Below are 23214 nucleotides of genomic sequence, written 5' to 3' on the forward strand. Positions count from 1 at the left end.
CACCGAAGGGACAACCATGGAAGCCAGGGCCCAGGCGCGGTACATCCGCGTCACGCCCATGAAGGCCCGCCGAGTGGTGGACCTTATCCGTGGCATGGATGCCACGGAGGCTCAGGCCGTCCTGCGTTTCGCCCCGCAGGCCGCGAGCGTGCCCGTTGGCAAGGTGCTGGACAGCGCCATCGCCAACGCGGCTCACAACTACGACCACACGGACGCCTCCTCGCTGGTAATCAGCGCGGCGTACGTGGACGAGGGCCCGACCCTGAAGCGGTTCCGTCCGCGTGCTCAGGGCCGTGCCTACCGGATCCGCAAGCGGACCAGCCACATCACCGTGGTCGTCAGCAGCAAGGAAGGTTCCCGGTAATGGGCCAGAAGGTAAACCCGCACGGGTTCCGGCTCGGCATCACCACCGACTTCAAGTCGCGTTGGTACGCCGACAAGCTGTACAAGGACTACGTCAAGGAAGACGTCGCCATCCGCAGGATGATGACGTCCGGCATGGAGCGCGCCGGCATCTCGAAGGTTGAGATCGAGCGCACCCGTGACCGCGTGCGTGTGGACATCCACACCGCTCGTCCCGGCATCGTCATCGGCCGCCGTGGCGCCGAGGCCGACCGCATCCGCGGTGACCTCGAGAAGCTCACGGGCAAGCAGGTCCAGCTGAACATCCTCGAGGTCAAGAACCCCGAGATGGACGCTCAGCTGGTTGCTCAGGCCGTTGCGGAGCAGCTGTCCTCCCGCGTTTCCTTCCGTCGCGCCATGCGTAAGAGCATGCAGGGCACGATGAAGGCCGGCGCCAAGGGCATCAAGATCCAGTGTGGTGGCCGTCTCGGCGGCGCCGAGATGAGCCGGTCCGAGTTCTACCGCGAGGGTCGTGTGCCGCTGCACACGCTGCGCGCGAACGTGGACTACGGCTTCTTCGAGGCCAAGACCACCTTCGGCCGTATCGGCGTGAAGGTCTGGATCTACAAGGGCGACGTCAAGAACATCGCCGAGGTTCGCGCCGAGAACGCTGCGGCCCGTGCGGGTAACCGCCCGGCCCGTGGTGGCGCGAACGACCGTCCGGCCGGTGGCCGTGGTGGTCGTGGTGGCGAGCGTGGCGGCCGTGGCGGCCGCAAGCCGCAGCAGGCTGTCGGCGCCGAGGCCCCCAAGGCCGAGGCTGCTGCCGCCGCTCCGGCTGAGAGCACCGGAACGGAGGCCTGACCGACATGCTGATCCCTCGTAGGGTCAAGCACCGCAAGCAGCACCACCCCAAGCGCCGCGGTATGGCCAAGGGCGGTACTGAGGTCTCGTTCGGCGAGTACGGCATCCAGGCGCTCACCCCGGCCTACGTGACGAACCGCCAGATCGAGGCGGCTCGTATCGCGATGACCCGCCACATCAAGCGTGGCGGCAAGGTCTGGATCAACATTTACCCGGACCGTCCCCTGACGAAGAAGCCTGCCGAGACCCGCATGGGTTCCGGTAAGGGTTCTCCCGAGTGGTGGATCGCGAACGTGCACCCGGGCCGGGTCATGTTCGAGCTGTCCTACCCGAACGAGAAGATTGCTCGTGAGGCGCTCACCCGCGCTGCTCACAAGCTTCCGATGAAGTGCCGGATTGTTCGGCGCGAGGCAGGTGAGTCGTGATGGCGACGGGAACCAAGGCGTCCGAGCTGCGTGAGCTCGGTAACGAGGAGCTCGTTGGCAAGCTGCGCGAGGCCAAGGAAGAGCTGTTCAAGCTGCGCTTCCAGGCGGCCACGGGTCAGCTGGAGAACAACGGCCGGCTCAGGTCCGTCCGTAAGGACATCGCTCGCATCTACACCCTGATGCACGAGCGTGAGCTCGGTATCGAGACGGTGGAGAGCGCCTGATGAGCGAGAAGAACGTGACTGAGACGACTGCCCGCGGCTTCCGCAAGACCCGTGAGGGTCTCGTCGTCAGCGACAAGATGGACAAGACCGTCGTCGTCGCTGTCGAGGACCGCGTGAAGCACGCGCTGTACGGCAAGGTCATCCGCCGTACGAACAAGCTCAAGGCTCACGACGAGCAGAACGCTGCCGGCGTCGGCGACCGCGTCATCATCATGGAGACGCGTCCGCTGTCGGCGAGCAAGCGCTGGCGCATCGTCGAGATCCTCGAGAAGGCCAAGTAAGGAAATTGCCTGGGGGGTTTCCCCCAGGTCAGTTCCGCCAGGCTCGGTAGGGGCTTCCACCGCTTGAAAGAGCACCGCGAAGCCCCTGCCGGGAACCGGCAGACACACAGGAGATAGACGTGATCCAGCAGGAGTCGCGACTGCGTATCGCCGACAACACTGGTGCCAAGGAAATCCTTTGCATCCGTGTTCTCGGTGGTTCGGGTCGCCGCTACGCGGGCATCGGCGACGTCATCGTCGCCACCGTCAAGGACGCTATCCCGGGCGGCAATGTGAAGAAGGGTGACGTCGTCAAGGCTGTCATCGTTCGCACCGTCAAGGAGCGCCGCCGCCAGGACGGCTCGTACATCCGCTTCGACGAGAACGCCGCTGTCATTCTCAAGAACGACGGCGACCCTCGTGGCACCCGTATCTTCGGCCCGGTGGGCCGTGAGCTGCGCGAGAAGAAGTTCATGAAGATCATCTCGCTCGCGCCGGAGGTGCTGTAAGCATGAAGATCAAGAAGGGCGACCTGGTTCAGGTCATCACCGGTAAGGACAAGGGCAAGCAGGGCAAGGTCATTGTGGCCATCCCTACTGAGAACCGCGTCCTGGTCGAGGGTGTCAACCGGGTCAAGAAGCACACCAAGGCCGGTCAGACCGCTGGTGGTTCGCAGACCGGTGGCATCGTGATCACCGAGGCGCCGATCCACGTCAGCAACGTTCAGCTGGTTGTGGAGAAGGACGGCCAGAAGGTCGTCACCCGCGTCGGATACCGCTTCGACGACGAGGGCAACAAGATCCGCGTTGCCAAGCGGACGGGTGAGGACATCTGATGGCTACCACTCCGCGTCTCAAGACGAAGTACCGCGAGGACATCGCGGGCAAGCTGCGTGAGGAGTTCTCCTACGAGAACGTCATGCAGATCCCCGGCCTCGTCAAGATCGTCGTGAACATGGGTGTCGGCGACGCCGCCCGTGACTCGAAGCTGATCGACGGTGCCATCAAGGACCTGACGACGATCACCGGTCAGAAGCCGGCCGTCACGAAGGCCCGCAAGTCCATCGCGCAGTTCAAGCTGCGCGAGGGTCAGCCGATCGGCTGCCACGTCACCCTCCGTGGTGACCGCATGTGGGAGTTCCTGGACCGTACGCTGTCGCTCGCGCTGCCGCGTATCCGTGACTTCCGTGGTCTGTCGCCGAAGCAGTTCGACGGCCGTGGCAACTACACCTTCGGTCTCACGGAGCAGGTCATGTTCCACGAGATCGACCAGGACAAGATCGACCGTACCCGGGGTATGGACATCACCGTGGTCACCACGGCGACCAACGACGACGAGGGCCGCGCCCTCCTTCGTCACCTCGGCTTCCCCTTCAAGGAGGCGTAAGCGAGATGGCGAAGAAGGCTCTCATCGCGAAGGCTGCCCGCAAGCCCAAGTTCGGTGTGCGTGCGTACACCCGCTGCCAGCGCTGCGGTCGTCCCCACTCCGTGTACCGCAAGTTCGGCCTGTGCCGCGTCTGCCTTCGTGAGATGGCTCACCGTGGCGAGCTGCCGGGCGTAACCAAGAGCTCCTGGTAATTCTCTCTCGTCCCTAGGGACTTGGGAATCACCAGAGACTCTCGGTAAGCATCTGGCCGGTGGGTGCCCCGCTCCGCATGCCGTAGGCTTGTGGGGTTGGGCGCCTGCCGTCCATAACGACTTACTACGCCGTAGGTCCCCGCACCGCACCCGTCCCGCCACTGAGTGGGGAGAGGGATGGCGCATACAGGAAACCCCGGCGAGAGAGGCCGAAGGCCGATTCATGACCATGACTGACCCGATCGCAGACATGTTGACTCGTCTGCGTAACGCTAACTCGGCGTACCACGACTCCGTCGTGATGCCGCACAGCAAGATCAAGTCGCACATCGCGGAGATCCTCAAGCAAGAGGGTTTCATCACCGGCTGGAAGGTCGAGGACGCCGAGGTCGGCAAGAACCTCGTCCTCGAGCTGAAGTTCGGGCCGAACCGTGAGCGCTCCATCGCGGGCATCAAGCGGATCTCGAAGCCCGGTCTGCGCGTGTACGCGAAGTCCACCAACCTGCCCAAGGTGCTCGGCGGCCTGGGCGTGGCGATCATCTCCACGTCCCACGGTCTGCTCACTGGCCAGCAGGCAGGCAAGAAGGGCGTAGGTGGGGAAGTCCTCGCCTACGTCTGGTAGTCGGGAACGGAGGAAAAGCAATGTCGCGAATCGGCAAGCTCCCCATCCAGGTTCCCGCCGGTGTGGACGTCACCATCGATGGCAGCACGGTCGCCGTGAAGGGCCCCAAGGGTTCCCTCTCGCACACCGTCGCGTCGCCCATCGGTGTCGTTAAGGGTGAAGACGGTGTCCTCACCGTCACGCGCCCCAACGACGAGCGTCAGAACAAGGCCCTGCACGGCCTGTCCCGCACGCTGGTGGCGAACATGATCACCGGCGTGACCGCGGGTTACGTGAAGGCGCTCGAGATCAGCGGTGTCGGTTACCGCGTCGCCGCGAAGGGCTCCAACCTGGAGTTCCAGCTTGGTTACAGCCACCCGATCCTGATCGAGGCGCCCGAGGGCATCTCCTTCAAGGTCGAGTCGCCCACCAAGTTCACGGTCGAGGGCATCGACAAGCAGAAGGTCGGCGAGGTCGCCGCCAACATCCGCAAGCTGCGGAAGCCCGACCCGTACAAGGCCAAGGGTGTCAAGTACGCCGGCGAAGTCATCCGCCGCAAGGTCGGAAAGGCTGGTAAGTAGCCATGGCATACGGTGTGAAGATCGCCAAGGGCGACGCGTACAAGCGTGCCGCCAAGGCTCGCCGCCACATCCGCATCCGCAAGAACGTCTCGGGTACGGCGGAGCGTCCGCGCCTCGTCGTGACGCGTTCCAACCGCAACATCGTTGCTCAGGTCATCGACGACCTCCAGGGTCACACCCTGGCGTCCGCGTCGACCCTGGACGCTTCGATCCGCGGTGGCGAAGGCGACAAGAGCGCTCAGGCCCAGGCTGTCGGCGCGCTCGTCGCCGAGCGTGCCAAGGCTGCGGGTGTCGAGACCGTCGTGTTCGACCGCGGTGGCAACCGATACGCCGGGCGCATTGCCGCTCTGGCTGACGCCGCCCGCGAAGCCGGGCTGAAGTTCTAAGCCCCGGTTCCGGGACTAACGGACGTAACAGAGAGAGGTAATCCAATGGCTGGACCCCAGCGCCGCGGAAGCGGTGCCGGTGGCGGCGAGCGGCGGGACCGGAAGGGTCGCGACGGTGGCCCTGCCGCCGAGAAGACCGCTTACGTTGAGCGCGTTGTCGCGATCAACCGCGTCGCCAAGGTAGTCAAGGGTGGTCGCCGCTTCAGCTTCACCGCGCTGGTCGTGGTGGGCGACGGTGACGGCACTGTAGGTGTCGGTTACGGCAAGGCCAAGGAAGTTCCCGCGGCCATCGCCAAGGGTGTCGAGGAAGCGAAGAAGTCCTTCTTCAAGGTTCCCCGCATCCAGGGCACCATTCCTCACCCGATCACGGGCGAGCGCGCTGCGGGCGTCGTGCTGCTGAAGCCGGCGTCCCCTGGTACCGGTGTTATCGCCGGTGGCCCGGTGCGCGCCGTTCTGGAGTGCGCCGGCGTTCACGACATCCTGTCGAAGTCGCTCGGTTCTTCCAACGCGATCAACATCGTGCACGCGACCGTGGCGGCCCTCAAGGGCCTGCAGCGTCCCGAGGAGATCGCGGCTCGCCGTGGTCTGCCCCTCGAGGACGTCGCCCCCGCGGCCCTCCTGCGTGCACGTGCTGCGGGAGCGGGTGCGTAATGGCCCGTCTCAAGATCACGCAGACGAAGTCGTACATCGGTAGCAAGCAGAACCACCGCGACACGCTGCGTTCGCTCGGGCTCAAGCGCCTGAACGACGTCGTCGTCAAGGAGGACCGCCCCGAGTTCCGCGGAATGGTGCAGACCGTCCGCCACCTCGTGACGGTTGAGGAGGTTGACTAACATGGCTGAAAACAGCCCGCTGAAGGCCCACAACCTCCGTCCCGCCCCCGGTGCCAAGACCGCGAAGACCCGTGTCGGTCGTGGTGAGGCGTCGAAGGGTAAGACGGCCGGTCGTGGTACGAAGGGCCAGAAGGCCCGTTACCAGATCCCGCAGCGCTTCGAGGGCGGGCAGATGCCCCTCCACATGCGCCTGCCGAAGCTCAAGGGCTTCAAGAACCCGTTCCGCACCGAGTTCCAGGTCGTGAACCTGGACAAGCTCGGCGCTCTCTACCCCGAGGGTGGAGACGTCACGGTGGCCGACCTGGTCGCCAAGGGCGCGGTTCGCAAGAACTGCCTCGTCAAGGTCCTGGGCCAGGGCGAGATCTCCGTGGCACTGCAGGTTTCGGTTGACGCCGTCTCCGGCTCCGCCAAGGAGAAGATCGCTGCCGCTGGCGGCACCGTCACCGAGCTCGTCTAAGACGAACCCAGTGATTTATAGCTAGAAACCCGACCGGGGATGCCTCACATATGGGGCATCCCCGGTTGGTCGTTCCTAGGCGGGCCATCTCGCCGGTATGGTGGCCTGCACCTTTGCTTTGTCTTATTCGTCGATCCCTCAGACCGTCACCTCTGACGCAGTAGCGCGGGGGTCGCAGGAGGCACCGTGCTCACCGCGTTCGCCCGGGCGTTCAAGACGCCCGACCTGCGCAAGAAGCTGCTCTTCACGCTCGGCATCATCGTGCTGTTCCGGCTCGGGTCCCATATCCCGGTACCCGGCGTGAGCTACAAGAACGTTCAGATCTGTGTCCAGGCCGCAGGCAGCAGCAACAGCCTCTTCGGCCTCGTCAACATGTTCAGCGGCGGTGCGCTGCTGCAGATCACGATCTTCGCGCTCGGCATCATGCCCTACATCACGGCGAGCATCATCCTGCAGCTGCTGACCGTGGTCATCCCGAAGCTGGAGAACCTCAAAAAAGAGGGTCAGTCCGGCACGGCGAAGATCACTCAGTACACGCGCTATCTGACGGTCGCACTCGCGATCCTCCAAGGCACCGGCCTCGTCGCCACCGCCAAGAGCGGCGCCCTGTTCCAGGGCTGCCAGGTCGCCAGCAAGATCGTCCCGGACCGCTCGATCTTCACCATGGTCACCATGGTGATCACCATGACCGCCGGTACCTGCGTCGTCATGTGGCTCGGTGAGCTCATCACCGACCGCGGCATCGGCAACGGCATGTCGATCCTCATGTTCATCTCGATCGCCGCGGGCTTCGTCAGTGCCCTGTGGACCATCAAGCTCCAGGGCAAGATCGCCGGTGGCTGGGTCGAGTTCGGCGTGGTCATCCTGGTCGGCCTCGCGATGGTGGCCCTCGTGGTCTTCGTGGAGCAGGCCCAACGCCGGATCCCGGTGCAGTACGCGAAGCGGATGATCGGGCGTCGTGCGTACGGCGGCACCTCGACCTACATCCCGCTCAAGGTGAACCAGGCGGGTGTCATCCCCGTCATCTTCGCCTCGTCGCTGCTCTACATCCCGGCCCTGATCGTCCAGTTCAGCGGCTCGAAGGCGGGCTGGGCCACCTGGATCCAGGCGCACTTCGTCAAGGGCGACCACCCGTACTACATCGCGGCCTACTTCCTCCTGATCGTGTTCTTCGCATTCTTCTATGTGGCGATCTCGTTCAACCCCGAGGAAGTTGCAGACAACATGAAGAAGTATGGTGGGTTCATCCCGGGCATCCGGGCAGGTCGACCCACCGCCGAGTACCTGAGCTACGTGCTCAACCGGATCACCTGGCCGGGGTCGCTGTACCTGGGACTCATCGCTCTTGTGCCGACGATGGCGTTGGCCGGCTTCGGCGCGAACCAGAACTTCCCGTTCGGCGGGACGAGCATCCTGATCATCGTGGGTGTGGGTCTGGAGACCGTGAAGCAGATCGAGAGCCAGCTCCAGCAGCGCAATTACGAAGGGTTCCTCCGCTGATGCGTATCGTCCTCGTCGGACCTCCTGGTGCGGGCAAGGGAACGCAGGCCACCGTGCTTGCCGAGACCCTGTCCATCCCGCACATCTCCACGGGCGACCTGTTCCGCGCGAACATCAGCCAGAAGACCGAGCTGGGCCAGCGTGCGCAGGCCTACATGTCGAAGGGCGACCTCGTTCCCGACGAGGTCACGATCGACATGGCCAAGGACCGGATGGAGCAGCCGGACGCCGAGAACGGCTTCCTGCTCGACGGCTTCCCGCGCAACGTCTCCCAGGCCGAGGCGCTGGACGTGATCCTCAAGGCACAGGGCATCAAGCTCGACGCCGTACTCGACCTGGAGGTCGAGGAGGACGAGGTCGTGAAGCGGATCGCCGGTCGTCGGACCTGCCGCAACGACAACAAGCACATCTTCCACGTCGACTACGCCCCGCCGAAGGTCGCGGGCGTGTGCGACGTGTGCGGTGGCGAGCTCTACCTGCGCGAGGACGACTCCGAGGCGACGGTGCGCAACCGCCTCGACGTCTACCACACGCAGACCGAGCCGATCATCGACTTCTACAAGGCCCAGGGCCTGCTCGTGACGATCCCCGCCCTCGGCGAGGTCAAGGACGTCACGCAGCGCGCGATGGACGCCCTGAAGAAGTAGTTCCCGCTCCGCACGTACCGGCCGCGGTGTCCACTGGGCACCGCGGCCGTACTGTTGTAAGAACCCGATCGACGATCCCGACCCGAAGGTGGAAGGCACGTTCATGGTCCAGCTGAAGACCCCCGAGCAGATCGCGAAGATGCGGGAGGCCGGACTGGTCGTCGCCGCCATTCACGCCGCCACCCGTGAGGCGGCCGTGCCGGGCGCCACGACGCGGGACCTGGACATGGTCGCGCGCAAGGTGATCGCCGACGCCGGAGCGAAGTCGAACTTCCTCGGCTACGGCGGGTTCCCCGCGACCATCTGCACCTCGGTCAACGAGGTCGTCGTCCACGGCATCCCGGACGACAAGACCGTCCTCAAGGACGGCGACATCATCTCGATCGACGCGGGCGCGATCATCGACGGCTGGCACGGCGACGCCGCCTACACGGCCTTCGTGGGCACCGGGCACGCGCCGGAGCTGGTGGAGCTGTCCCGGGTGACCGAGGAGTCCATGTGGGCGGGCATCGCCGCCATGAAGCTCGGCAACCGCCTCGTGGACATCTCCAAGGCGATCGAGACCTACATCAAGCGCCAGCCGCGGCCGACCACCGGTGAGCACAGCCTCGGCAAGTTCGGGATCATCGAGGACTACGGCGGCCACGGCATCGGGTCCGAGATGCACATGGACCCCCACCTGCTGAACTACGTCTCGCGCAAGCGGGGCAAGGGGATCAAGCTGGTCCCGGGCGTCTGCCTGGCGATCGAGCCCATGGTCTCCCTGGGCACCGCCCAGACGGAGGTCCTGGCGGACGACTGGACCGTCATCACGACCGACGGCACCTGGTCCTCCCACTGGGAGCACTCCATCGCGCTGACCGAGGCCGGCCCCATCGTCCTGACCTCGCCGGACTGCGGCAAGGCGAAGCTGGCGGAGTACGGAGTCACGACCGCCCCGGACCCCTTGGGCTAGCCGGCTCCCGGCCGCGGTGCCCTTTGGGCGGACGGAGTCCGACGCAGCCACGCGAAGCTTGTGAGGCGCCCCGGCGCCGAGCCCGCGAGCGCGGCGTCCAGGAGTGGTGCTGCGGCAAGGCGAAGCTGGCGGAGTACGGGATCACCACGGCTCCCGACCCGTCCCCTCGGGCCTAGCGGCCCTGGGGGGACCCCACTGGTTAATGATCTACACTTCGGGGCACACTTTCCGGATTCGTCTTTCTGGGTGCCCTGACGTAGACTGACTCGTCGGCTCTCGTGCATTTCCATGCCCTGCATGGGCGCGGAGCTGATCAAGGTAGCCGATTCGAAAGGCGAAGCGTGGCCAAGAAGCAAGGTGCCATCGAAATCGAGGGCACCGTGATCGAGTCCCTCCCGAACGCGATGTTCAAGGTGGAACTCCAGAACGGTCACAAGGTCCTCGCGCACATCAGCGGAAAGATGCGGATGCACTACATCCGCATCCTGCCGGATGACCGGGTCGTTGTGGAGCTGTCTCCGTACGACCTGACGCGTGGCCGGATCGTCTACCGATACAAGTAGATCTTGTCCTCACTCCTGCCTGGGCATCCGTCCCGGTGCGGGTGGTGGCACTGACCCGGAGAACCTCACCAACATGAAGGTCAAGCCGAGCGTCAAGAAGATCTGCGACAAGTGCAAGGTGATCCGCCGTCACGGTCGGGTCATGGTCATCTGCGACAACCTGCGCCACAAGCAGCGCCAGGGCTGACGCACGCCGACCGACCTGCCTTCCGCAGTTCTTCGCGCGACGTAAGAAAAGTACATACGCAGAACCCGCCTAGCCCCGACCAGGGCCGGCGGCACCTCCGGCGGGGGCCGGGGACCCGGACGTACCACCACCCAACAGGTGTGGTCGGCGGCCGGGGTTCGGTTCTGCTGAAGACCCCCGAACACACAGGAGCCATTGAATGGCACGCGTTTCCGGTGTTGACATCCCGCGCGAAAAGCGTGTGGAGATCGCACTTACCTACGTCTTCGGTGTCGGTCGCACCCGGTCCAAGGAAATCCTTGAGGCCACCGGTGTGAACCCCGACACCCGCGTTCGTGACCTGGCCGAAGAGGACCTGGTCAAGATCCGCGAGTACGTGGACGCCAACCTCCGCACCGAGGGTGACCTCCGCCGCGAGATCCAGGCTGACATCCGCCGCAAGGTCGAGATCCAGTGCTACCAGGGCATCCGCCACCGTCGTGGCCTGCCCGTGCACGGTCAGCGCACCAGCACGAACGCTCGTACCCGCAAGGGCCCGCGTCGCGCGATCGCCGGTAAGAAGAAGCCGGGCAAGAAGTAGTCCTCAGCCGGACGCTTACTCAGCGGTCTTCGCTGTAGGACCGACCACCTCCCGTAGGAGATATAGATGCCCCCCAAGGGTCGTCAGGGCGCTGCCAAGAAGGTGCGCCGCAAGGAAAAGAAGAACGTCGCTCACGGGCATGCCCACATCAAGAGCACGTTCAACAACACCATCGTTTCGATCACGGACCCCGCGGGCAACGTGATTTCTTGGGCCTCCGCCGGCCACGTCGGCTTCAAGGGCTCGCGCAAGTCCACCCCCTTCGCCGCGCAGATGGCCGCTGAGTCGGCCGCCCGTCGCGCGCAGGAGCACGGCATGCGCAAGGTCGACGTCTTCGTCAAGGGTCCGGGCTCCGGCCGCGAGACCGCGATCCGCTCCCTCCAGGCCACTGGCCTCGAGGTCGGCTCGATCCAGGACGTCACCCCCACCCCGCACAACGGTTGCCGCCCGCCGAAGCGTCGTCGCGTCTGATCCGGGGCGGCGCTCGACCCCGCTTCCGCGGGGATGATCCGCGCCGCCGCGTCTGACGCAGCGCGCTTGACGTACGTGAACGCGTACGCCGTGTGCTCTTGAGGTTCCGGGCGGCACGACCCCTCCGGGGGACGTGTCGCCCGTACCCTTGCTGTACGTAGTGCCCGTAGGACGTCAAATAGTGGGCGTCCACGACTGAAGGAACACACACATGCTTATCGCTCAGCGTCCGTCGCTGACCGAAGAGGTCGTCGACGAGTACCGCTCGCGGTTCGTGATCGAGCCGCTCGAGCCGGGCTTCGGTTACACCCTCGGCAACTCGCTCCGCCGCACGCTCCTGTCCTCGATCCCGGGTGCCGCTGTCACCAGCATCCGCGTGGACGGCGTCCTGCACGAGTTCACCACCGTGCCGGGTGTCAAGGAAGACGTCACCGACCTCATCCTCAACATCAAGCAGCTGGTCGTCTCCTCGGAGCACGACGAGCCCGTCGTGATGTACCTGCGCAAGCAGGGTCCCGGCCTGGTCACCGCCGCCGACATCGCGCCCCCGGCCGGTGTCGAGGTGCACAACCCGGACCTGGTCCTCGCCACGCTCAACGGCAAGGGCAAGCTGGAGATGGAGCTGACCGTCGAGCGCGGTCGCGGCTACGTCTCCGCCGTCCAGAACAAGCAGGTCGGCCAGGAGATCGGTCGCATCCCGATCGACTCCATCTACAGCCCCGTGCTGAAGGTCACCTACAAGGTCGAGGCGACCCGAGTCGAGCAGCGCACCGACTTCGACAAGCTCATCGTCGACGTCGAGACCAAGCAGGCCATGCGCCCGCGCGACGCCATGGCGTCCGCCGGTAAGACCCTGGTCGAGCTGTTCGGTCTGGCCCGCGAGCTCAACATCGACGCCGAGGGCATCGACATGGGCCCCTCGCCGACGGACGCGGCCCTGGCCGCCGATCTGGCGCTGCCGATCGAGGAGCTGGAGCTCACGGTCCGCTCGTACAACTGCCTCAAGCGCGAGGGCATCCACTCGGTGGGCGAGCTCGTGGCCCGCTCCGAGGCCGACCTGCTCGACATCCGCAACTTCGGTGCGAAGTCGATCGACGAGGTCAAGGCGAAGCTCGCCGGGATGGGCCTGGCCCTCAAGGACAGCCCGCCCGGATTCGACCCGACCGCTGCCGCCGACGCCTTCGGCGCGGACGACGACGCCGACGCCGGCTTCGTCGAGACCGAGCAGTACTAGAACTTTCCCGGGGCGTCCGCCCCGGGGGAACTGACACCGGTACCTGACACGGCCGGTGCAGATATGAAGGAGTAAGACCATGCCGCGTCCCGCAAAGGGTGCCCGTCTGGGCGGCAGCGCCGCGCACGAGAAGCACCTCCTCGCGAACCTCGCGAAGGCGCTCTTCGAGCACGGCCGCATCACCACCACCGAGGCCAAGGCCCGCCGCCTGCGTCCCTACGCCGAGCGTCTGGTGACCAAGGCCAAGAAGGGCGACATCCACAACCGTCGCCTGGTGCTGCAGACGATCACGGACAAGAGCATCGTGCACACGCTCTTCACCGAGATCGCCCCGCGCTACGAGAACCGCCCCGGTGGTTACACGCGCATCACCAAGATCGGCAACCGTCGTGGCGACAACGCCCCGATGGCGGTCATCGAGCTGGTCGAGGCCCTGACCGTGGCGCAGGTCGCCACCGGTGAGGCCGAGGCTGCCACGAAGCGCGCGGTCAAGGAGGCGGAGGCCAAGGCCGAGGCCGTCGAGACCCCCGCCGAGGAGACCAAGGAGGCCTGATCCTCCGGGATCTCGCTTGCTTGAACGGCTCTGAACGGGCCCGCCCCTTCCCGGGGCGGGCCCGTTCTGCATGTGTGGTTGGAAACACGCGGCTTCGGAACGACGCAGCAGCTGAGAGGATCGGTCACGTGAGTGACGAGGTGGAGCCCGGGCACGTCCGGGTGCGGCTGGACCTGAGCTACGACGGCAAGGACTTCTCCGGCTGGGCGAAGCAGCGGACGCTGCGGACCGTGCAGGGCGAGCTGGAGTCGGCCCTGACGACCGTCATGCGGTTGCCGGACCGGGTCGAGCTGACCGTGGCCGGGCGTACGGACGCGGGCGTCCACGCGCGCGGCCAGGTCGCCCAGTTCGACGTGGCCGAAGAGGTGTGGGCCGAGCACCACGACAAGCTGCTGCGCCGGCTCGCGGGGCGGCTGCCGCACGACATCCGGGTGTGGAAGGTCGCCGAGGCCCCCGCCGGCTTCAACGCGCGCTTCTCGGCCATCTGGCGCCGGTACGCCTACCGGGTGGCCGACCACACGGCCGGGGTGGACCCGCTGCGCCGCGGGCACGTGCTGTGGCACTCCTGGCCGCTGGACGTGGACGCCATGAACGAGGCCGCGCGGCCGCTGCTCGGCGAGCACGACTTCGCCGCCTACTGCAAGAAGCGCGAGGGCGCGACGACCATCCGTACGCTCCAGCAGCTCAGCTGGGTGCGGGACGCGGAGGGGATCGTCACCGCGACCGTGCGCGCCGACGCCTTCTGCCACAACATGGTGCGGTCCCTGGTGGGGGCGCTGCTGCACGTCGGCGACGGGCACCGGCCGGTGGAGTGGCCGGGGAAGGTGCTGGAGGCCGCGGTGCGCGATTCCTCCGTGCACGTCGTACGTCCGCACGGGCTGACCCTCGAAGAGGTCGGCTACCCGGCGGACGAGCTGCTCGCCGCGCGGAGCAAGGAGGCGCGCAACGTGCGGACGCTGCCGGGGTCGGGCTGCTGCTAATCCGTTTGGGCGGATGGTGGGCGGACCGGGACAATGCCCGACATGGGACATCTCGAAGCGAGTCATCTGGAGTATTACCTTCCCGACGGGCGGGTACTGCTTCCCGACGTCTCCTTCCGGGTGGGGGAGGGCTCCGTGGTCGCCCTGGTCGGGGCGAACGGAGCCGGTAAGACCACCCTGCTGAAGCTGATCTCCGGTGAGCTCCGGCCGCACGGCGGCGGGGTCGTCGTCACCGGCGGGCTCGGTGTGATGTCGCAGTTCGTCGGCTCGGTCCGGGACGAGACCACCGTCCGCGACCTGCTGGTCTCGGTGGCCCAGCCGCGGATCCGGGAGGCGGCGAAGGCCGTCGACCGGGCCGAGCACCTGATCTTGACGGTCGACGACGAGGCCGCGCAGATGGCCTACGCCCAGGCGCTGAGCGACTGGGCGGACGTCCAGGGCTACGAGGCGGAGACCCTGTGGGACGTCTGCACGATGGCCGCGCTGTCGATCCCGTACGACAGCGCGCAGTTCCGCGAGGTGCGCACGCTGTCGGGCGGTGAGCAGAAGCGGCTCGTCCTGGAGGCGCTGCTGCGCGGTCCGGACGAGGTGCTGCTCCTCGACGAGCCGGACAACTACCTGGACGTGCCCGGCAAGCGGTGGCTGGAGGAGCAGCTCAAGGCCACCCGCAAGACCGTGCTGTTCGTGTCGCACGACCGGGAGCTGCTGACCCGGGGCGCCGAGAAGATCATCAGCCTGGAGGCGAGCCCGACGGGCTCCGACGTCTGGGTGCACGGCGCCGGCTTCGACACCTACCACGACGCCCGCAAGGAGCGCTTCGCGCGCTTCGAGGAGCTCAAACGGCGCTGGGACGAGGAGCACGCCCGGCTGAAGGCCCTGGTGCTGCGCCTGCGCAACCAGGCCGCGATCAGCCCGGACATGGCCTCGCGGTACCACGCGATGCAGACCCGCTTCAAGAAGTTCGAGGACGCGGGTCCGCCGCCGGAGCCGCCGCGCGAGCAGGACATCAAGATGCGGCTCAAGGGCGGCCGGACCGGCGTGCGCGCGGTCACGGTGGAGAACCTGGAGCTGACCGGCCTGATGAAGCCGTTCTCGCTGGAGGTCTTCTACGGCGAGCGGGTCGCGGTGCTGGGTTCGAACGGCTCGGGCAAGTCGCACTTCCTGCGGCTGCTGGCGGGCGAGGACGTCACGCACACGGGTACGTGGAAGCTGGGCGCGCGGGTGGCCCCGGGCCACTTCGCGCAGACGCACGCGCACCCCGAGCTCTTCGGCCGCACCCTGGTCGACATCCTGTGGACGGAGGCGGCGAAGCCGCTGGGCCAGGCGATGGGCGCGCTGCGCCGCTACGAGCTGGAGCGACAGGGCGAGCAGCCCTTCGAGAAGCTCTCCGGCGGGCAGCAGGCGCGTTTCCAGATCCTCCTCCTGGAGCTGGCCGGCACCACCGCGCTGCTGCTGGACGAGCCGACGGACAACCTGGACCTGGAGTCGGCGGAGGCGCTCCAGGACGGCCTGGAGAGCTACGACGGCACTGTGCTGTGCGTCACGCACGACCGCTGGTTCGCCCGTACTTTTGACCGTTATTTGGTCTTCGGTTCGGACGGTGTTGTACGGGAGACTCAGGAGCCCGTGTGGGACGAACGTAGGGTCGACCGGAAGCGCTGAGGGGGAAGACCGCCCCCGTGCGAGTCGAGGGGGAGGCGTTGTGGGCCTGCGGCCTAGCATCTGGCTCATGAAGTGGGACAAGTGGGGCTCCGCGAACCGGGCCGTCGACTGGCTGCTGCGACCGGCGCCGCGGTCGTGGAAGGCCGTCTCCCTGACCGTCGTGCTGGGCATCGCCGTGTCGATGAGCCTGCGGGACAACTGGGGCTCGGACAACGCCTTCGTGGTGAAGGCCGCGGACACCCTGCTGTCGGGCGGTTCCCCGTACGAGGACAAGCGCTTCCTGTACCTGCCCAGCGCGGTGCTGATGGCGGTGCCGGAGGCGCTGCTGCCGATGCCGGTGCTGCGCTGGGTGCTGCCGCTGGTGATGTCGGGGCTGCTGGCGCTGGGCTGGTGGGCGGCGCTGAAGCTGTTCTCGGTGCCGCTGCGCTCCCGCTTCGCGGTGGGCGGTTTCGCGCTCTTCGCCATCGGTTACAAGCCGTACGCGAACCTGGTGATGATCGGGAACTGGACGGCGATCTCGGCCGCCTCCCTGCCGCTCGCGCTGCTCCTCGCGCACCGCAGGTCGTGGGGAGCGGCCGGGCTGGTGGTGGGCCTCGCGATCGCGTGCAAGCCGATGCTGGTGCCGGTGGGGCTGTTGTTCCTGCTGGCGCGCCAGTGGCGGGGGCTGGCGATCGCGGTGCTGGTGCCGCTGGGGCTCTCGCTGGCGGGGGCCCTGATGATGCCGAGCCCGAGCCTGTTCTTCACCAAGACGCTGCCGTTCCTGCTCCAGGGGCAGGACGCCTACGCGCTGCCCTGGGACGCCTCGCCGATCGCCGTGCTGCCGCGGCTGGGGGTGCCGCAGCCGGTGGCGGTGCTGGTGGCGTTCGCGGGGGCGCTGGGCGGGCTCTGGGCGGTCTGGTGCAGGTGGCGCCGTAGGGACGACCGGGACACCGGTCAGATGCGGCTGGCGGAGACGGGCTGCATGGTGATGCTCGCCGCATTCCTGGTGTCGCGGCCGTCTTTCGACCACTACCTGCTGGTGGTGCTCCCGCTGTTGCTGGCGTCGGTGGTGCGGGAGGACTCGATGGTGCGTTCTCCCTGGTTCTGGGTGGGTATCGGGCCCCAGGTCGCGGGGGTGCCGTGGCCCGCTGAGCTGGAGCACAAGCGGCGCGCCTTCAAGGACTTCTTCACCCTGGGCGTGCTCGCGATCACGCTGATGCGGAGGTGTACGGCTCCGACTCGGGTTAACCTTGATGACGTACGAACGGCAGGAGCCGTGCCCGGTCGCGCTCGCGCCGACGAGCCTGCGGATGCAGGAGCTCGTCCGGCGTTTTGACCCGTCCGGGGCATCACGGGTATCCTGCTGGTTCGTTATGCGTATTGGCTTGTTCATTCTCACGTGAAAGGGCCCTTACGCCGGTCCACCGGGCCGATGACCAGCGGTACACACGGGTTGCGTCCCCGTTGTGGACCAGGGCTGTCGTGATCGTCCGTGGTGGCCTTGTCAGGACCCGTTCCCAAGGTCTCACGCCATATGGGAATACCCATCACTGAAGAAGCGAAGGCTACGACCGTGCGTACGTACAGCCCCAAGCCCGGCGACATCTCGCGCGTCTGGCACGTCATCGACGCCCGGGACATTGTCCTCGGCCGTCTGGCGACCCAGGCCGCGAACCTGCTCCGCGGCAAGCACAAGCCGACTTACGCCCCCCACATGGACATGGGCGACTTCGTCATCATCATCAACGCCGACAAGGTTCACCTGTCCGGCAACAAGGCGACCCAGAAGATGGCGTACCGCCACTCTGGCTTCCCGGGCGGTCTGCGTTCGGTCCGCTACGACGACCTCCTGGCGAACAACCCGGAGAAGGCCGTCGAGAAGGCCGTCAAGGGCATGATCCCCAAGAACACCCTGGGCCGCCAGATGCTCTCGAAGCTGAAGGTCTACTCGGGCGAGGTGCACCCCCACGCTGCCCAGCAGCCGGTGCCGTTCGAGATCACCCAGGTCGCGCAGTAGTTCCGGCCACACCCCCTAAGACGTAGAAAATTCTGAGGAGCATCGTGGCCGAGACCACCACCGAGACTGTCATCGACGAAGAGTTCGAGGGCGCTGTCGAGGAGTACACCACCGAGTCTGCGGACGTTCCGGAGGGTGACTACACCTCCGAGTCGCTCGCCGGCCGCTTCGGCGACCCGCAGCCGGCCGCCGGCCTGGGCCGTCGCAAGAACGCCATCGCCCGCGTCCGGATCGTTCCGGGCACCGGCAAGTGGAAGATCAACGGTCGCACCCTTGAGGACTACTTCCCCAACAAGGTGCACCAGCAGGAAGTCAACGAGCCCTTCAAGGTGCTCGAGCTCGACAACCGCTACGACGTCATCGCCCGCATCTCGGGTGGCGGCGTTTCCGGTCAGGCCGGCGCCCTGCGCCTCGGCGTGGCCCGTGCGCTGAACGAGGCGGACGTGGACAACAACCGCGCCGCGCTCAAGAAGGCCGGCTTCCTCTCGCGTGACGACCGTGCGGTCGAGCGCAAGAAGGCCGGTCTCAAGAAGGCCCGTAAGGCCCCGCAGTACAGCAAGCGTTAATCTGCGCCTGCTGGTCTGCACGATCCCGCCCCGGCGGCACACTCTGTGCTGTCGGGGCGGTTCGTTTACCGCCACAAGCGGCAAATAACTGTCACAAGCGGTCACTGCGCGCAACGCGAAACCTCGGAGGACAACATGGGACGACTCTTCGGCACAGACGGTGTACGCGGTGTCGCCAATGCGGATCTGACGGCCGAGCTCGCGCTCGGCCTCTCCGTCGCGGCAGCCCATGTCCTCGCGGAAGCGGGCACCTTCGAGGGGCACCGCGCGACCGCCGTCGTCGGCCGCGACCCCCGTGCCTCGGGCGAGTTCCTGGAGGCCGCGGTCGTCGCCGGCCTCGCGAGCGCGGGCGTGGACGTCCTGCGCGTCGGTGTGCTGCCCACCCCGGCGGTGGCGTATCTCACCGGGGCGCTGGGCGCCGACCTCGGCGTGATGCTCTCCGCCAGTCACAACGCCATGCCCGACAACGGCGTCAAGTTCTTCGCGCGCGGCGGCCACAAGCTCGCCGACGAGCTGGAGGACCGGATCGAGTCCGTCTACGACGAGCACCGCACCGGCGCTCCCTGGGACCGGCCCACCGGCTCCGGCGTCGGCCGCGTCTCCGACTACACCGAGGGCTTCGACCGCTACGTCGCCCACCTGATCGGCGTCCTGCCGAACCGCCTGGACGGGCTCAAGGTCGTCCTGGACGAGGCGCACGGCGCGGCCGCCCACGTCTCGCCCGAGGCCTTCACCCGCGCGGGCGCCGAGATCATCACGATCGGCACCGAGCCCAACGGCCTCAACATCAACGACGGCTGCGGCTCCACCCACCTCGGCCTGCTCAAGGCGGCCGTGGTCGAGCACGGCGCGCACCTCGGCATCGCGCACGACGGCGACGCCGACCGCTGCCTGGCCGTGGACGCCGAGGGCAACGAGGTCGACGGGGACCAGATCCTCGCCGTCCTGGCGCTGTCCATGCGCGAGGCGGGCCACCTGCGGGAGAACACCGTGGTCGCCACCGTGATGTCGAACCTCGGCTTCAAACTGGCCATGGAGGGCGAGGGCATCCAGGTCGTGCAGACCGGTGTCGGCGACCGCTACGTGCTGGAGTCGATGAAGGAGCACGGCTACGCGCTCGGCGGCGAGCAGTCCGGCCACGTGATCATCCTCGACCACGCCACCACCGGCGACGGCACCCTGACCGGCCTGATGCTGGCCGCTCGGATCGCCGCGACCGGTCGGACCCTGGCCGATCTGGCCGGGGTGATGCGGCGGCTGCCGCAGGTCCTGGTCAACGTCCCCGACGTGGACCGCACGCGGGTCGGCACCTCTGCCGAGCTGGCCGCCGCGGTGGCCGAGGCCGAGCGCGAACTGGGCACCACCGGCCGGGTGCTGCTGCGTCCGTCCGGTACGGAGCCGCTCGTTCGGGTGATGGTGGAGGCCGCCGACATCGAGCAGGCGCGCGCGATCGCGGGCCGCCTCGCCGACGTCGTGAAGTCCGCCCTGGGCTAGGACCGTTCCGCCCCGGGCTAGGACTTTCGCTGCCCACTTCCCTGTGGCGCACCCTGCGGCCGGAGCATCCGGCCCTGCTGGGTGCGCCACAGCAGTTTCTGGGCGGTGAGGGTCAGCGTGCCCGCGACCATGATCCCGGCGAGGTTCAGCAGCAGCTGCTCGGCGGAGCCCCACATCTGGGCGAACTCGCCGTAGCCCAGGGCCACCGCGGCGTTCGCCGCCGCCGGGACGGTGGTCACCGAGATCGCGACTCCGACCAGCGCGCCCGACTTGGCCGAGGTCAGGGACAGCACGCCCGCCACGCCCGCGAGCACCGCGACGACGAAGGAGAACGGGTCCGGCTGCCAGATGAAGCTGGTGTTCGGGCGCGGATCGTCGAGCATGGCCCGGTCGAACTGGCCCAGCGCGTCCATCGCCAGGCTGAAGAGGGTCGTGGCCGCCATCGCGACGGCGAAGCCCACGAGCAGGGCGATCAGGCAGCGGGCGGCCAGCCGGGGTGCCCGCTGGACCAGGCCCGTGCACACTCCGGCGAGCGGGCCGAACTCCGGGCCCACCGCCATCGCGCCCACGATCAGGATCGCGTTGTCCAGGACCACCCCGCAGGCCGCGATCATCGTCGCGATGGCGAGGAAGGCCAGGTAGGTGATCGAGAGGGTGGACTCCTCGTGGGTCGCCTCGGTCAACTGCTCCCAGATCACCGCGTCGGCGCCCTCGCCCGGGGCCTCCCGCTCGGCCCGGTCGGCGCTGCGCGAGAGCGTCAGGTCGATCCCCTCGACCGTGATCGATCCGACGTCGTCGAGGCCGAGCGCGCGCAGCTCGACCAGCAACTCGTCGGCGGACTCCCGGGCCACGTCGCACAGCACCAGGTCGCCGGCCGGATCGAGGGCGGCGCCCGCGAGCACGGCCAGGTGGGTGGTCCCGACCGTCCGCCGGACGAGCGCGACCACCTCGTCGGTGCGGTGGGCCGGGGTGATCATGCGTACGTGCAGCATCCCGGCAGGTTAGCGGGCGGGGCACCGGCCCCGGGGCTGTCGGGGCCTCCGGGGCCTTTCAGAGCTTGCGCAGGCTGAGCTTCTGCACCTTGTGGTCGGGGCCCTTGCGGACGACGAGGGTGGCGCGGCCGCGGGTGGGGGCGACGTTCTCCAACAGGTTGGGCCGGTTGATCGTCCGCCACATGGTCCGCGCGTAGTCCAGCGCCTCCTCCTCGGAGACCTGGGTGTACTTGCGGAAGTAGGAGAAAGGATTCTGGAAGGCGGTCTCGCGCAGCTTGCGGAAGCGGCCCAGGTACCAGCGCTCGATGTCCTCGGGGCGCGCGTCCACGTACACGCTGAAGTCGAAGTAGTCGGCGAGGGCGACCCGGGTACGGCCGTCCTTGCCGGGCAGCGCGGGCTGCAGGACGTTCAGGCCCTCGACGATCAGGATGTCGGGGCGGCGCACGACGAGCTGCTCGCCCGGGACGATGTCGTAGATGAGGTGCGAGTAGACCGGGGCCGTGACCTCGTCCTTGCCGGCCTTGATGTCGGCGACGAAACGGGTGAGCGCGCGGCGGTCGTAGGACTCGGGGAAACCCTTGCGGGCGGTCAGGCCGCGGCGCTGGAGCTCCTTCATCGGGTAGAGGAAGCCGTCCGTGGTGACCAGTTCGACGCGCGGGTGCTCGGGCCAGCGGGCGAGCAGCGCCTGGAGCAGGCGGGCCACGGTGGACTTGCCGACGGCCACGGAACCGGCGACCCCTATGACGAAGGGCGTGCCCCGCTGGGCGCCGTGGCCGTTGCCCGCGTCGCCGAGGAAGGTGTTCAGGGTGCCGCGCAGGTTGCTGGTGGCGCCGACGTACAGGTTGAGCAGCCGTGAGAGCGGCAGGTAGACGTCGCGGACCTCGTCCAGGTCGATCACGTCCCCGAGGCCGCGCAGCCGTTCCAGCTCGTCCGCGGTGAGCGGCAGCGGGGTGCGCTCGCGCAGGGCGCTCCACTCGGCCCGGGTGAGGTCGACGTACGGCGAGGCGTCCGCCCGGCGGTGCGCGGGTCGGTCCGGCCGGTCGGCGCGCTCCGTTGCGCAGCCCGTGGCGGGGTCCGTGGTGCTTCGTGGCGGCGAAGTGATCACAACGCCATTGTCGGGGGTCCGGGGCCGTTGTGGGTGGTGTGGTCGGTCACGTGGGCGCTGATCTTGGCCGGTTGGCGCCGAAATCGACCGCGACTCCAGGGGCCGGGGCGGCCGGGTGGTGGCGGTGTGCTTCGAGAAGCGGGCCGAGAAGCCCGTCGGAGTCGGTCAGGTCCGGCCGGGTCTCACCGTGATCACGATTTTCGGCCGCGGCCCGATATTGCAGTACGCCAGTGCGAATTTACTCGTACATTACGTGGGCTGCGCAGTCGCAGTGATCGTTTTGAGTCATAGGGGAGATTCATCGTGGGTTCCACTCTCGTCCGCCGTTCCGTCCTGACCGCCTCGGCGGTGTCGTTGGTGCTGCTGGCCACCGCCTGCGGTGCGGACAAGGCCGCGAAGGACGAGTCGAAGGACGGCGGTGCCACCTCGGCCGCCCCGTCCGCGCCGGCCGCCGACGCGGGCGCGAAGGCGAAGACCGCCGCCGAGCTGAAGACGCTGCTGGTCACCCAGGCCGACCTGGCGGAGCACGTCGTCAAGGAGGCCACGGCGAGCGAGCTCCAGGAGGCCGCCGCGGCCTACGCGACCACCAAGGCCGAGTGCCAGCCGCTGGCCCTGGTGATGGCGGGCAGCGGCCCGGGCAAGGCCGCGGCCAACGTCGCGACCAAGGCCACCACCAAGCCCAAGAAGCCGGCCGACGACGCCTCCCCGGAGGAGAAGCTCAAGGCCATCACGGACGCCCTGAAGCTGACGGTCACGATGGACGGCCTCAACTCCTACGAGGGCAAGGGCGCCCAGGAGGCCTTCGCCGCGGTGAAGGCGGCCGGTACGGCGTGCGCCGCCGGTTACCCCGGAGCCAAGGAGGCCGACACGGGCAAGGTCACCAAGGTCGCCCCGGGCTCCGTGGTGACCGCCGGTGACGAGGCCGTGGCCTTCAACGTCGAGCGCGAGCTGGAGGGCGAGAAGACCCCCACCCAGCTCGTCGTGGTCCGTAAGGGCAACACCCTCGCGGCGCTCTACACGATCTCGTTCGGTGGGAACGGCGAGGCGTCGAAGGCCGTCGTCGACGCGCAGGTCAAGAAGCTCGGCTGAGTCCGTCCCGAAATCCCGGCCGCCCGGCGGCCGTGCGACGTCAACCCGCCCCGGCCCTTTCGCCGGGGCGGGTTTTTCGTCCGGTTCGGGTAC

General features: G+C 67.6%; 33 protein-coding genes. 31 read left to right on the forward strand and 2 right to left on the reverse strand.

Annotation, left to right across the window (positions count from 1 at the left end; genetic code table 11):
• Positions 1 to 16 precede the first annotated feature (16 nt).
• The 30 genes from rplV (at position 17) to glmM (ending at position 19935) form a co-directional block, all read left to right on the forward strand.
• Entirely contained in the window at positions 17 to 364 is a 348-nt protein-coding gene (gene rplV, locus ACIBEA_RS10320) for a 50S ribosomal protein L22 (RefSeq protein ID WP_354383077.1), read from the forward strand.
• Positions 364 to 1203: a 30S ribosomal protein S3 gene (gene rpsC / locus ACIBEA_RS10325; RefSeq protein ID WP_354383002.1), complete on the forward strand. Its 840-nt coding sequence runs from the start codon at positions 364 to 366 to the stop codon at positions 1201 to 1203. Before rplV ends, rpsC begins: the two co-directional genes overlap by 1 nt.
• 5 nt (positions 1204 to 1208) lie before the next feature.
• Entirely contained in the window at positions 1209 to 1628 is a 420-nt protein-coding gene (gene rplP, locus ACIBEA_RS10330) for a 50S ribosomal protein L16 (RefSeq protein ID WP_030026326.1), read from the forward strand.
• The gene (gene rpmC, locus ACIBEA_RS10335; protein ID WP_073912892.1) at positions 1628 to 1852 is read left to right on the forward strand and encodes a 50S ribosomal protein L29; all 225 of its coding nucleotides are present in this window, start codon (positions 1628 to 1630) and stop codon (positions 1850 to 1852) included. The genes rplP and rpmC overlap by 1 nt, the downstream gene beginning before the upstream one ends.
• Complete coding sequence (gene rpsQ, locus ACIBEA_RS10340) at positions 1852 to 2133, forward strand: 30S ribosomal protein S17 (RefSeq protein WP_283455934.1); 282 nt, start codon at positions 1852 to 1854, stop codon at positions 2131 to 2133. Before rpmC ends, rpsQ begins: the two co-directional genes overlap by 1 nt.
• Positions 2134 to 2252: 119 nt before the next feature.
• Positions 2253 to 2621 carry a 50S ribosomal protein L14 gene (rplN, locus tag ACIBEA_RS10345; RefSeq protein WP_008739701.1) on the forward strand — a complete coding sequence of 123 codons (369 nt, stop codon included), beginning with the start codon at positions 2253 to 2255 and terminating at the stop codon, positions 2619 to 2621.
• Positions 2622 to 2623: 2 nt separating this feature from the next.
• Entirely contained in the window at positions 2624 to 2947 is a 324-nt protein-coding gene (gene rplX / locus ACIBEA_RS10350; protein ID WP_330332032.1) for a 50S ribosomal protein L24, read from the forward strand.
• Positions 2947 to 3498, forward strand: coding sequence for a 50S ribosomal protein L5 (rplE, locus tag ACIBEA_RS10355; RefSeq protein WP_030388859.1), 552 nt, complete (start codon positions 2947 to 2949; stop codon positions 3496 to 3498). Before rplX ends, rplE begins: the two co-directional genes overlap by 1 nt.
• Before the next feature lie 5 nt (positions 3499 to 3503).
• Complete coding sequence (locus ACIBEA_RS10360) at positions 3504 to 3689, forward strand: type Z 30S ribosomal protein S14 (RefSeq protein ID WP_003956452.1); 186 nt, start codon at positions 3504 to 3506, stop codon at positions 3687 to 3689.
• 223 nt (positions 3690 to 3912) lie between these two features.
• Positions 3913 to 4311 carry a 30S ribosomal protein S8 gene (rpsH, locus tag ACIBEA_RS10365; protein ID WP_008739698.1) on the forward strand — a complete coding sequence of 133 codons (399 nt, stop codon included), beginning with the start codon at positions 3913 to 3915 and terminating at the stop codon, positions 4309 to 4311.
• Between the two features lie 20 nt (positions 4312 to 4331).
• On the forward strand, positions 4332 to 4871 hold the full coding sequence (rplF, locus tag ACIBEA_RS10370) for a 50S ribosomal protein L6 (RefSeq protein WP_399259409.1): 540 nt from the start codon (positions 4332 to 4334) through the stop codon (positions 4869 to 4871).
• 2 nt (positions 4872 to 4873) lie between these two features.
• A complete protein-coding gene (rplR, locus tag ACIBEA_RS10375) occupies positions 4874 to 5257 on the forward strand; it encodes a 50S ribosomal protein L18 (protein WP_030026334.1) in 384 nt (127 codons plus the stop codon).
• Between the two features lie 45 nt (positions 5258 to 5302).
• Positions 5303 to 5908, forward strand: coding sequence for a 30S ribosomal protein S5 (rpsE, locus tag ACIBEA_RS10380; protein WP_214946843.1), 606 nt, complete (start codon positions 5303 to 5305; stop codon positions 5906 to 5908).
• On the forward strand, positions 5908 to 6090 hold the full coding sequence (gene rpmD / locus ACIBEA_RS10385; RefSeq protein WP_053682614.1) for a 50S ribosomal protein L30: 183 nt from the start codon (positions 5908 to 5910) through the stop codon (positions 6088 to 6090). Before rpsE ends, rpmD begins: the two co-directional genes overlap by 1 nt.
• Before the next feature lies 1 nt (position 6091).
• Positions 6092 to 6547 carry a 50S ribosomal protein L15 gene (rplO, locus tag ACIBEA_RS10390; RefSeq protein WP_399259410.1) on the forward strand — a complete coding sequence of 152 codons (456 nt, stop codon included), beginning with the start codon at positions 6092 to 6094 and terminating at the stop codon, positions 6545 to 6547.
• Positions 6548 to 6733: 186 nt separating this feature from the next.
• Positions 6734 to 8047 (forward strand): preprotein translocase subunit SecY, encoded by a 1314-nt coding sequence (gene secY, locus ACIBEA_RS10395; RefSeq protein WP_399259411.1) that lies wholly within the window; start codon positions 6734 to 6736, stop codon positions 8045 to 8047.
• Positions 8047 to 8694 carry an adenylate kinase gene (locus tag ACIBEA_RS10400; protein ID WP_399259412.1) on the forward strand — a complete coding sequence of 216 codons (648 nt, stop codon included), beginning with the start codon at positions 8047 to 8049 and terminating at the stop codon, positions 8692 to 8694. Before secY ends, ACIBEA_RS10400 begins: the two co-directional genes overlap by 1 nt.
• A gap of 103 nt (positions 8695 to 8797) precedes the next feature.
• Positions 8798 to 9649 carry a type I methionyl aminopeptidase gene (gene map, locus ACIBEA_RS10405; protein WP_330332037.1) on the forward strand — a complete coding sequence of 284 codons (852 nt, stop codon included), beginning with the start codon at positions 8798 to 8800 and terminating at the stop codon, positions 9647 to 9649.
• Positions 9650 to 9990: 341 nt separating this feature from the next.
• Complete coding sequence (infA, locus tag ACIBEA_RS10410; RefSeq protein ID WP_003956442.1) at positions 9991 to 10212, forward strand: translation initiation factor IF-1; 222 nt, start codon at positions 9991 to 9993, stop codon at positions 10210 to 10212.
• Positions 10213 to 10285: 73 nt separating this feature from the next.
• The gene (rpmJ, locus tag ACIBEA_RS10415; protein ID WP_003956441.1) at positions 10286 to 10399 is read left to right on the forward strand and encodes a 50S ribosomal protein L36; all 114 of its coding nucleotides are present in this window, start codon (positions 10286 to 10288) and stop codon (positions 10397 to 10399) included.
• Between the two features lie 199 nt (positions 10400 to 10598).
• Positions 10599 to 10979 carry a 30S ribosomal protein S13 gene (gene rpsM, locus ACIBEA_RS10420; RefSeq protein ID WP_399259413.1) on the forward strand — a complete coding sequence of 127 codons (381 nt, stop codon included), beginning with the start codon at positions 10599 to 10601 and terminating at the stop codon, positions 10977 to 10979.
• Positions 10980 to 11045: 66 nt separating this feature from the next.
• Positions 11046 to 11450 (forward strand): 30S ribosomal protein S11, encoded by a 405-nt coding sequence (gene rpsK / locus ACIBEA_RS10425; protein ID WP_006376016.1) that lies wholly within the window; start codon positions 11046 to 11048, stop codon positions 11448 to 11450.
• Positions 11451 to 11661: 211 nt separating this feature from the next.
• On the forward strand, positions 11662 to 12684 hold the full coding sequence (locus tag ACIBEA_RS10430) for a DNA-directed RNA polymerase subunit alpha (RefSeq protein ID WP_283521070.1): 1023 nt from the start codon (positions 11662 to 11664) through the stop codon (positions 12682 to 12684).
• A gap of 79 nt (positions 12685 to 12763) precedes the next feature.
• Positions 12764 to 13237, forward strand: a complete 474-nt coding sequence (rplQ, locus tag ACIBEA_RS10435; protein ID WP_354383007.1) for a 50S ribosomal protein L17 — start codon at positions 12764 to 12766, stop codon at positions 13235 to 13237.
• 128 nt (positions 13238 to 13365) lie between these two features.
• Positions 13366 to 14217, forward strand: a complete 852-nt coding sequence (gene truA, locus ACIBEA_RS10440) for a tRNA pseudouridine(38-40) synthase TruA (RefSeq protein WP_399259414.1) — start codon at positions 13366 to 13368, stop codon at positions 14215 to 14217.
• 33 nt (positions 14218 to 14250) lie between these two features.
• The gene (locus tag ACIBEA_RS10445) at positions 14251 to 15879 is read left to right on the forward strand and encodes an ABC-F family ATP-binding cassette domain-containing protein (protein WP_399259415.1); all 1629 of its coding nucleotides are present in this window, start codon (positions 14251 to 14253) and stop codon (positions 15877 to 15879) included.
• Positions 15880 to 15946: 67 nt separating this feature from the next.
• Positions 15947 to 17194 carry a glycosyltransferase family 87 protein gene (locus tag ACIBEA_RS10450; RefSeq protein ID WP_399259416.1) on the forward strand — a complete coding sequence of 416 codons (1248 nt, stop codon included), beginning with the start codon at positions 15947 to 15949 and terminating at the stop codon, positions 17192 to 17194.
• Between the two features lie 237 nt (positions 17195 to 17431).
• Positions 17432 to 17875: a 50S ribosomal protein L13 gene (rplM, locus tag ACIBEA_RS10455; RefSeq protein WP_354383011.1), complete on the forward strand. Its 444-nt coding sequence runs from the start codon at positions 17432 to 17434 to the stop codon at positions 17873 to 17875.
• Positions 17876 to 17919: 44 nt separating this feature from the next.
• Positions 17920 to 18441, forward strand: a complete 522-nt coding sequence (gene rpsI / locus ACIBEA_RS10460) for a 30S ribosomal protein S9 (protein ID WP_330332043.1) — start codon at positions 17920 to 17922, stop codon at positions 18439 to 18441.
• A 135-nt stretch (positions 18442 to 18576) separates the two neighbouring features.
• Complete coding sequence (gene glmM, locus ACIBEA_RS10465; protein ID WP_399259417.1) at positions 18577 to 19935, forward strand: phosphoglucosamine mutase; 1359 nt, start codon at positions 18577 to 18579, stop codon at positions 19933 to 19935.
• Positions 19936 to 19952: 17 nt separating this feature from the next.
• Here glmM and ACIBEA_RS10470 read toward each other — a convergent pair whose 3' ends face one another.
• A complete protein-coding gene (locus tag ACIBEA_RS10470) occupies positions 19953 to 20927 on the reverse strand; it encodes a DUF389 domain-containing protein (protein ID WP_399259418.1) in 975 nt (324 codons plus the stop codon).
• Positions 20928 to 20985: 58 nt separating this feature from the next.
• Positions 20986 to 22032, reverse strand: a complete 1047-nt coding sequence (gene coaA, locus ACIBEA_RS10475) for a type I pantothenate kinase (protein WP_399259419.1) — start codon at positions 22030 to 22032, stop codon at positions 20986 to 20988.
• A 303-nt stretch (positions 22033 to 22335) separates the two neighbouring features.
• Here coaA and ACIBEA_RS10480 point away from each other — a divergent pair, with 303 nt between their 5' ends.
• Positions 22336 to 23121 (forward strand): hypothetical protein, encoded by a 786-nt coding sequence (locus ACIBEA_RS10480; protein ID WP_399259420.1) that lies wholly within the window; start codon positions 22336 to 22338, stop codon positions 23119 to 23121.
• Positions 23122 to 23214 lie beyond the last annotated feature (93 nt).

Source organism: Streptomyces sp. NPDC051555 (assembly GCF_044454405.1).
Taxonomy (GTDB): Bacteria; Actinomycetota; Actinomycetes; order Streptomycetales; family Streptomycetaceae; genus Streptomyces.

What these genes read in the sequence shown, in the direction of transcription:
- rplV (WP_354383077.1), top strand. Translation starts at nt 17, where the DNA reads ATGGAAGCCAGGGCCCAGGCGCGGTACATCCGCGTCACGCCCATGAAG.
- rpsC (WP_354383002.1), top strand. Translation starts at nt 364, where the DNA reads ATGGGCCAGAAGGTAAACCCGCACGGGTTCCGGCTCGGCATCACCACC.
- rplP (WP_030026326.1), top strand. Translation starts at nt 1,209, where the DNA reads ATGCTGATCCCTCGTAGGGTCAAGCACCGCAAGCAGCACCACCCCAAG.
- rpmC (WP_073912892.1), top strand. Translation starts at nt 1,628, where the DNA reads ATGGCGACGGGAACCAAGGCGTCCGAGCTGCGTGAGCTCGGTAACGAG.
- rpsQ (WP_283455934.1), top strand. Translation starts at nt 1,852, where the DNA reads ATGAGCGAGAAGAACGTGACTGAGACGACTGCCCGCGGCTTCCGCAAG.
- rplX (WP_330332032.1), top strand. Translation starts at nt 2,624, where the DNA reads ATGAAGATCAAGAAGGGCGACCTGGTTCAGGTCATCACCGGTAAGGAC.
- rplE (WP_030388859.1), top strand. Translation starts at nt 2,947, where the DNA reads ATGGCTACCACTCCGCGTCTCAAGACGAAGTACCGCGAGGACATCGCG.
- ACIBEA_RS10360 (WP_003956452.1), top strand. Translation starts at nt 3,504, where the DNA reads ATGGCGAAGAAGGCTCTCATCGCGAAGGCTGCCCGCAAGCCCAAGTTC.
- rpsH (WP_008739698.1), top strand. Translation starts at nt 3,913, where the DNA reads ATGACCATGACTGACCCGATCGCAGACATGTTGACTCGTCTGCGTAAC.
- rplF (WP_399259409.1), top strand. Translation starts at nt 4,332, where the DNA reads ATGTCGCGAATCGGCAAGCTCCCCATCCAGGTTCCCGCCGGTGTGGAC.
- rplR (WP_030026334.1), top strand. Translation starts at nt 4,874, where the DNA reads ATGGCATACGGTGTGAAGATCGCCAAGGGCGACGCGTACAAGCGTGCC.
- rpsE (WP_214946843.1), top strand. Translation starts at nt 5,303, where the DNA reads ATGGCTGGACCCCAGCGCCGCGGAAGCGGTGCCGGTGGCGGCGAGCGG.
- rpmD (WP_053682614.1), top strand. Translation starts at nt 5,908, where the DNA reads ATGGCCCGTCTCAAGATCACGCAGACGAAGTCGTACATCGGTAGCAAG.
- rplO (WP_399259410.1), top strand. Translation starts at nt 6,092, where the DNA reads ATGGCTGAAAACAGCCCGCTGAAGGCCCACAACCTCCGTCCCGCCCCC.
- ACIBEA_RS10400 (WP_399259412.1), top strand. Translation starts at nt 8,047, where the DNA reads ATGCGTATCGTCCTCGTCGGACCTCCTGGTGCGGGCAAGGGAACGCAG.
- map (WP_330332037.1), top strand. Translation starts at nt 8,798, where the DNA reads ATGGTCCAGCTGAAGACCCCCGAGCAGATCGCGAAGATGCGGGAGGCC.
- rpmJ (WP_003956441.1), top strand. Translation starts at nt 10,286, where the DNA reads ATGAAGGTCAAGCCGAGCGTCAAGAAGATCTGCGACAAGTGCAAGGTG.
- rpsM (WP_399259413.1), top strand. Translation starts at nt 10,599, where the DNA reads ATGGCACGCGTTTCCGGTGTTGACATCCCGCGCGAAAAGCGTGTGGAG.
- rpsK (WP_006376016.1), top strand. Translation starts at nt 11,046, where the DNA reads ATGCCCCCCAAGGGTCGTCAGGGCGCTGCCAAGAAGGTGCGCCGCAAG.
- ACIBEA_RS10430 (WP_283521070.1), top strand. Translation starts at nt 11,662, where the DNA reads ATGCTTATCGCTCAGCGTCCGTCGCTGACCGAAGAGGTCGTCGACGAG.
- rplQ (WP_354383007.1), top strand. Translation starts at nt 12,764, where the DNA reads ATGCCGCGTCCCGCAAAGGGTGCCCGTCTGGGCGGCAGCGCCGCGCAC.
- ACIBEA_RS10445 (WP_399259415.1), top strand. Translation starts at nt 14,251, where the DNA reads ATGCCCGACATGGGACATCTCGAAGCGAGTCATCTGGAGTATTACCTT.
- ACIBEA_RS10450 (WP_399259416.1), top strand. Translation starts at nt 15,947, where the DNA reads ATGAAGTGGGACAAGTGGGGCTCCGCGAACCGGGCCGTCGACTGGCTG.
- glmM (WP_399259417.1), top strand. Translation starts at nt 18,577, where the DNA reads ATGGGACGACTCTTCGGCACAGACGGTGTACGCGGTGTCGCCAATGCG.
- ACIBEA_RS10470 (WP_399259418.1), bottom strand. Translation starts at nt 20,927, where the DNA reads ATGCTGCACGTACGCATGATCACCCCGGCCCACCGCACCGACGAGGTG.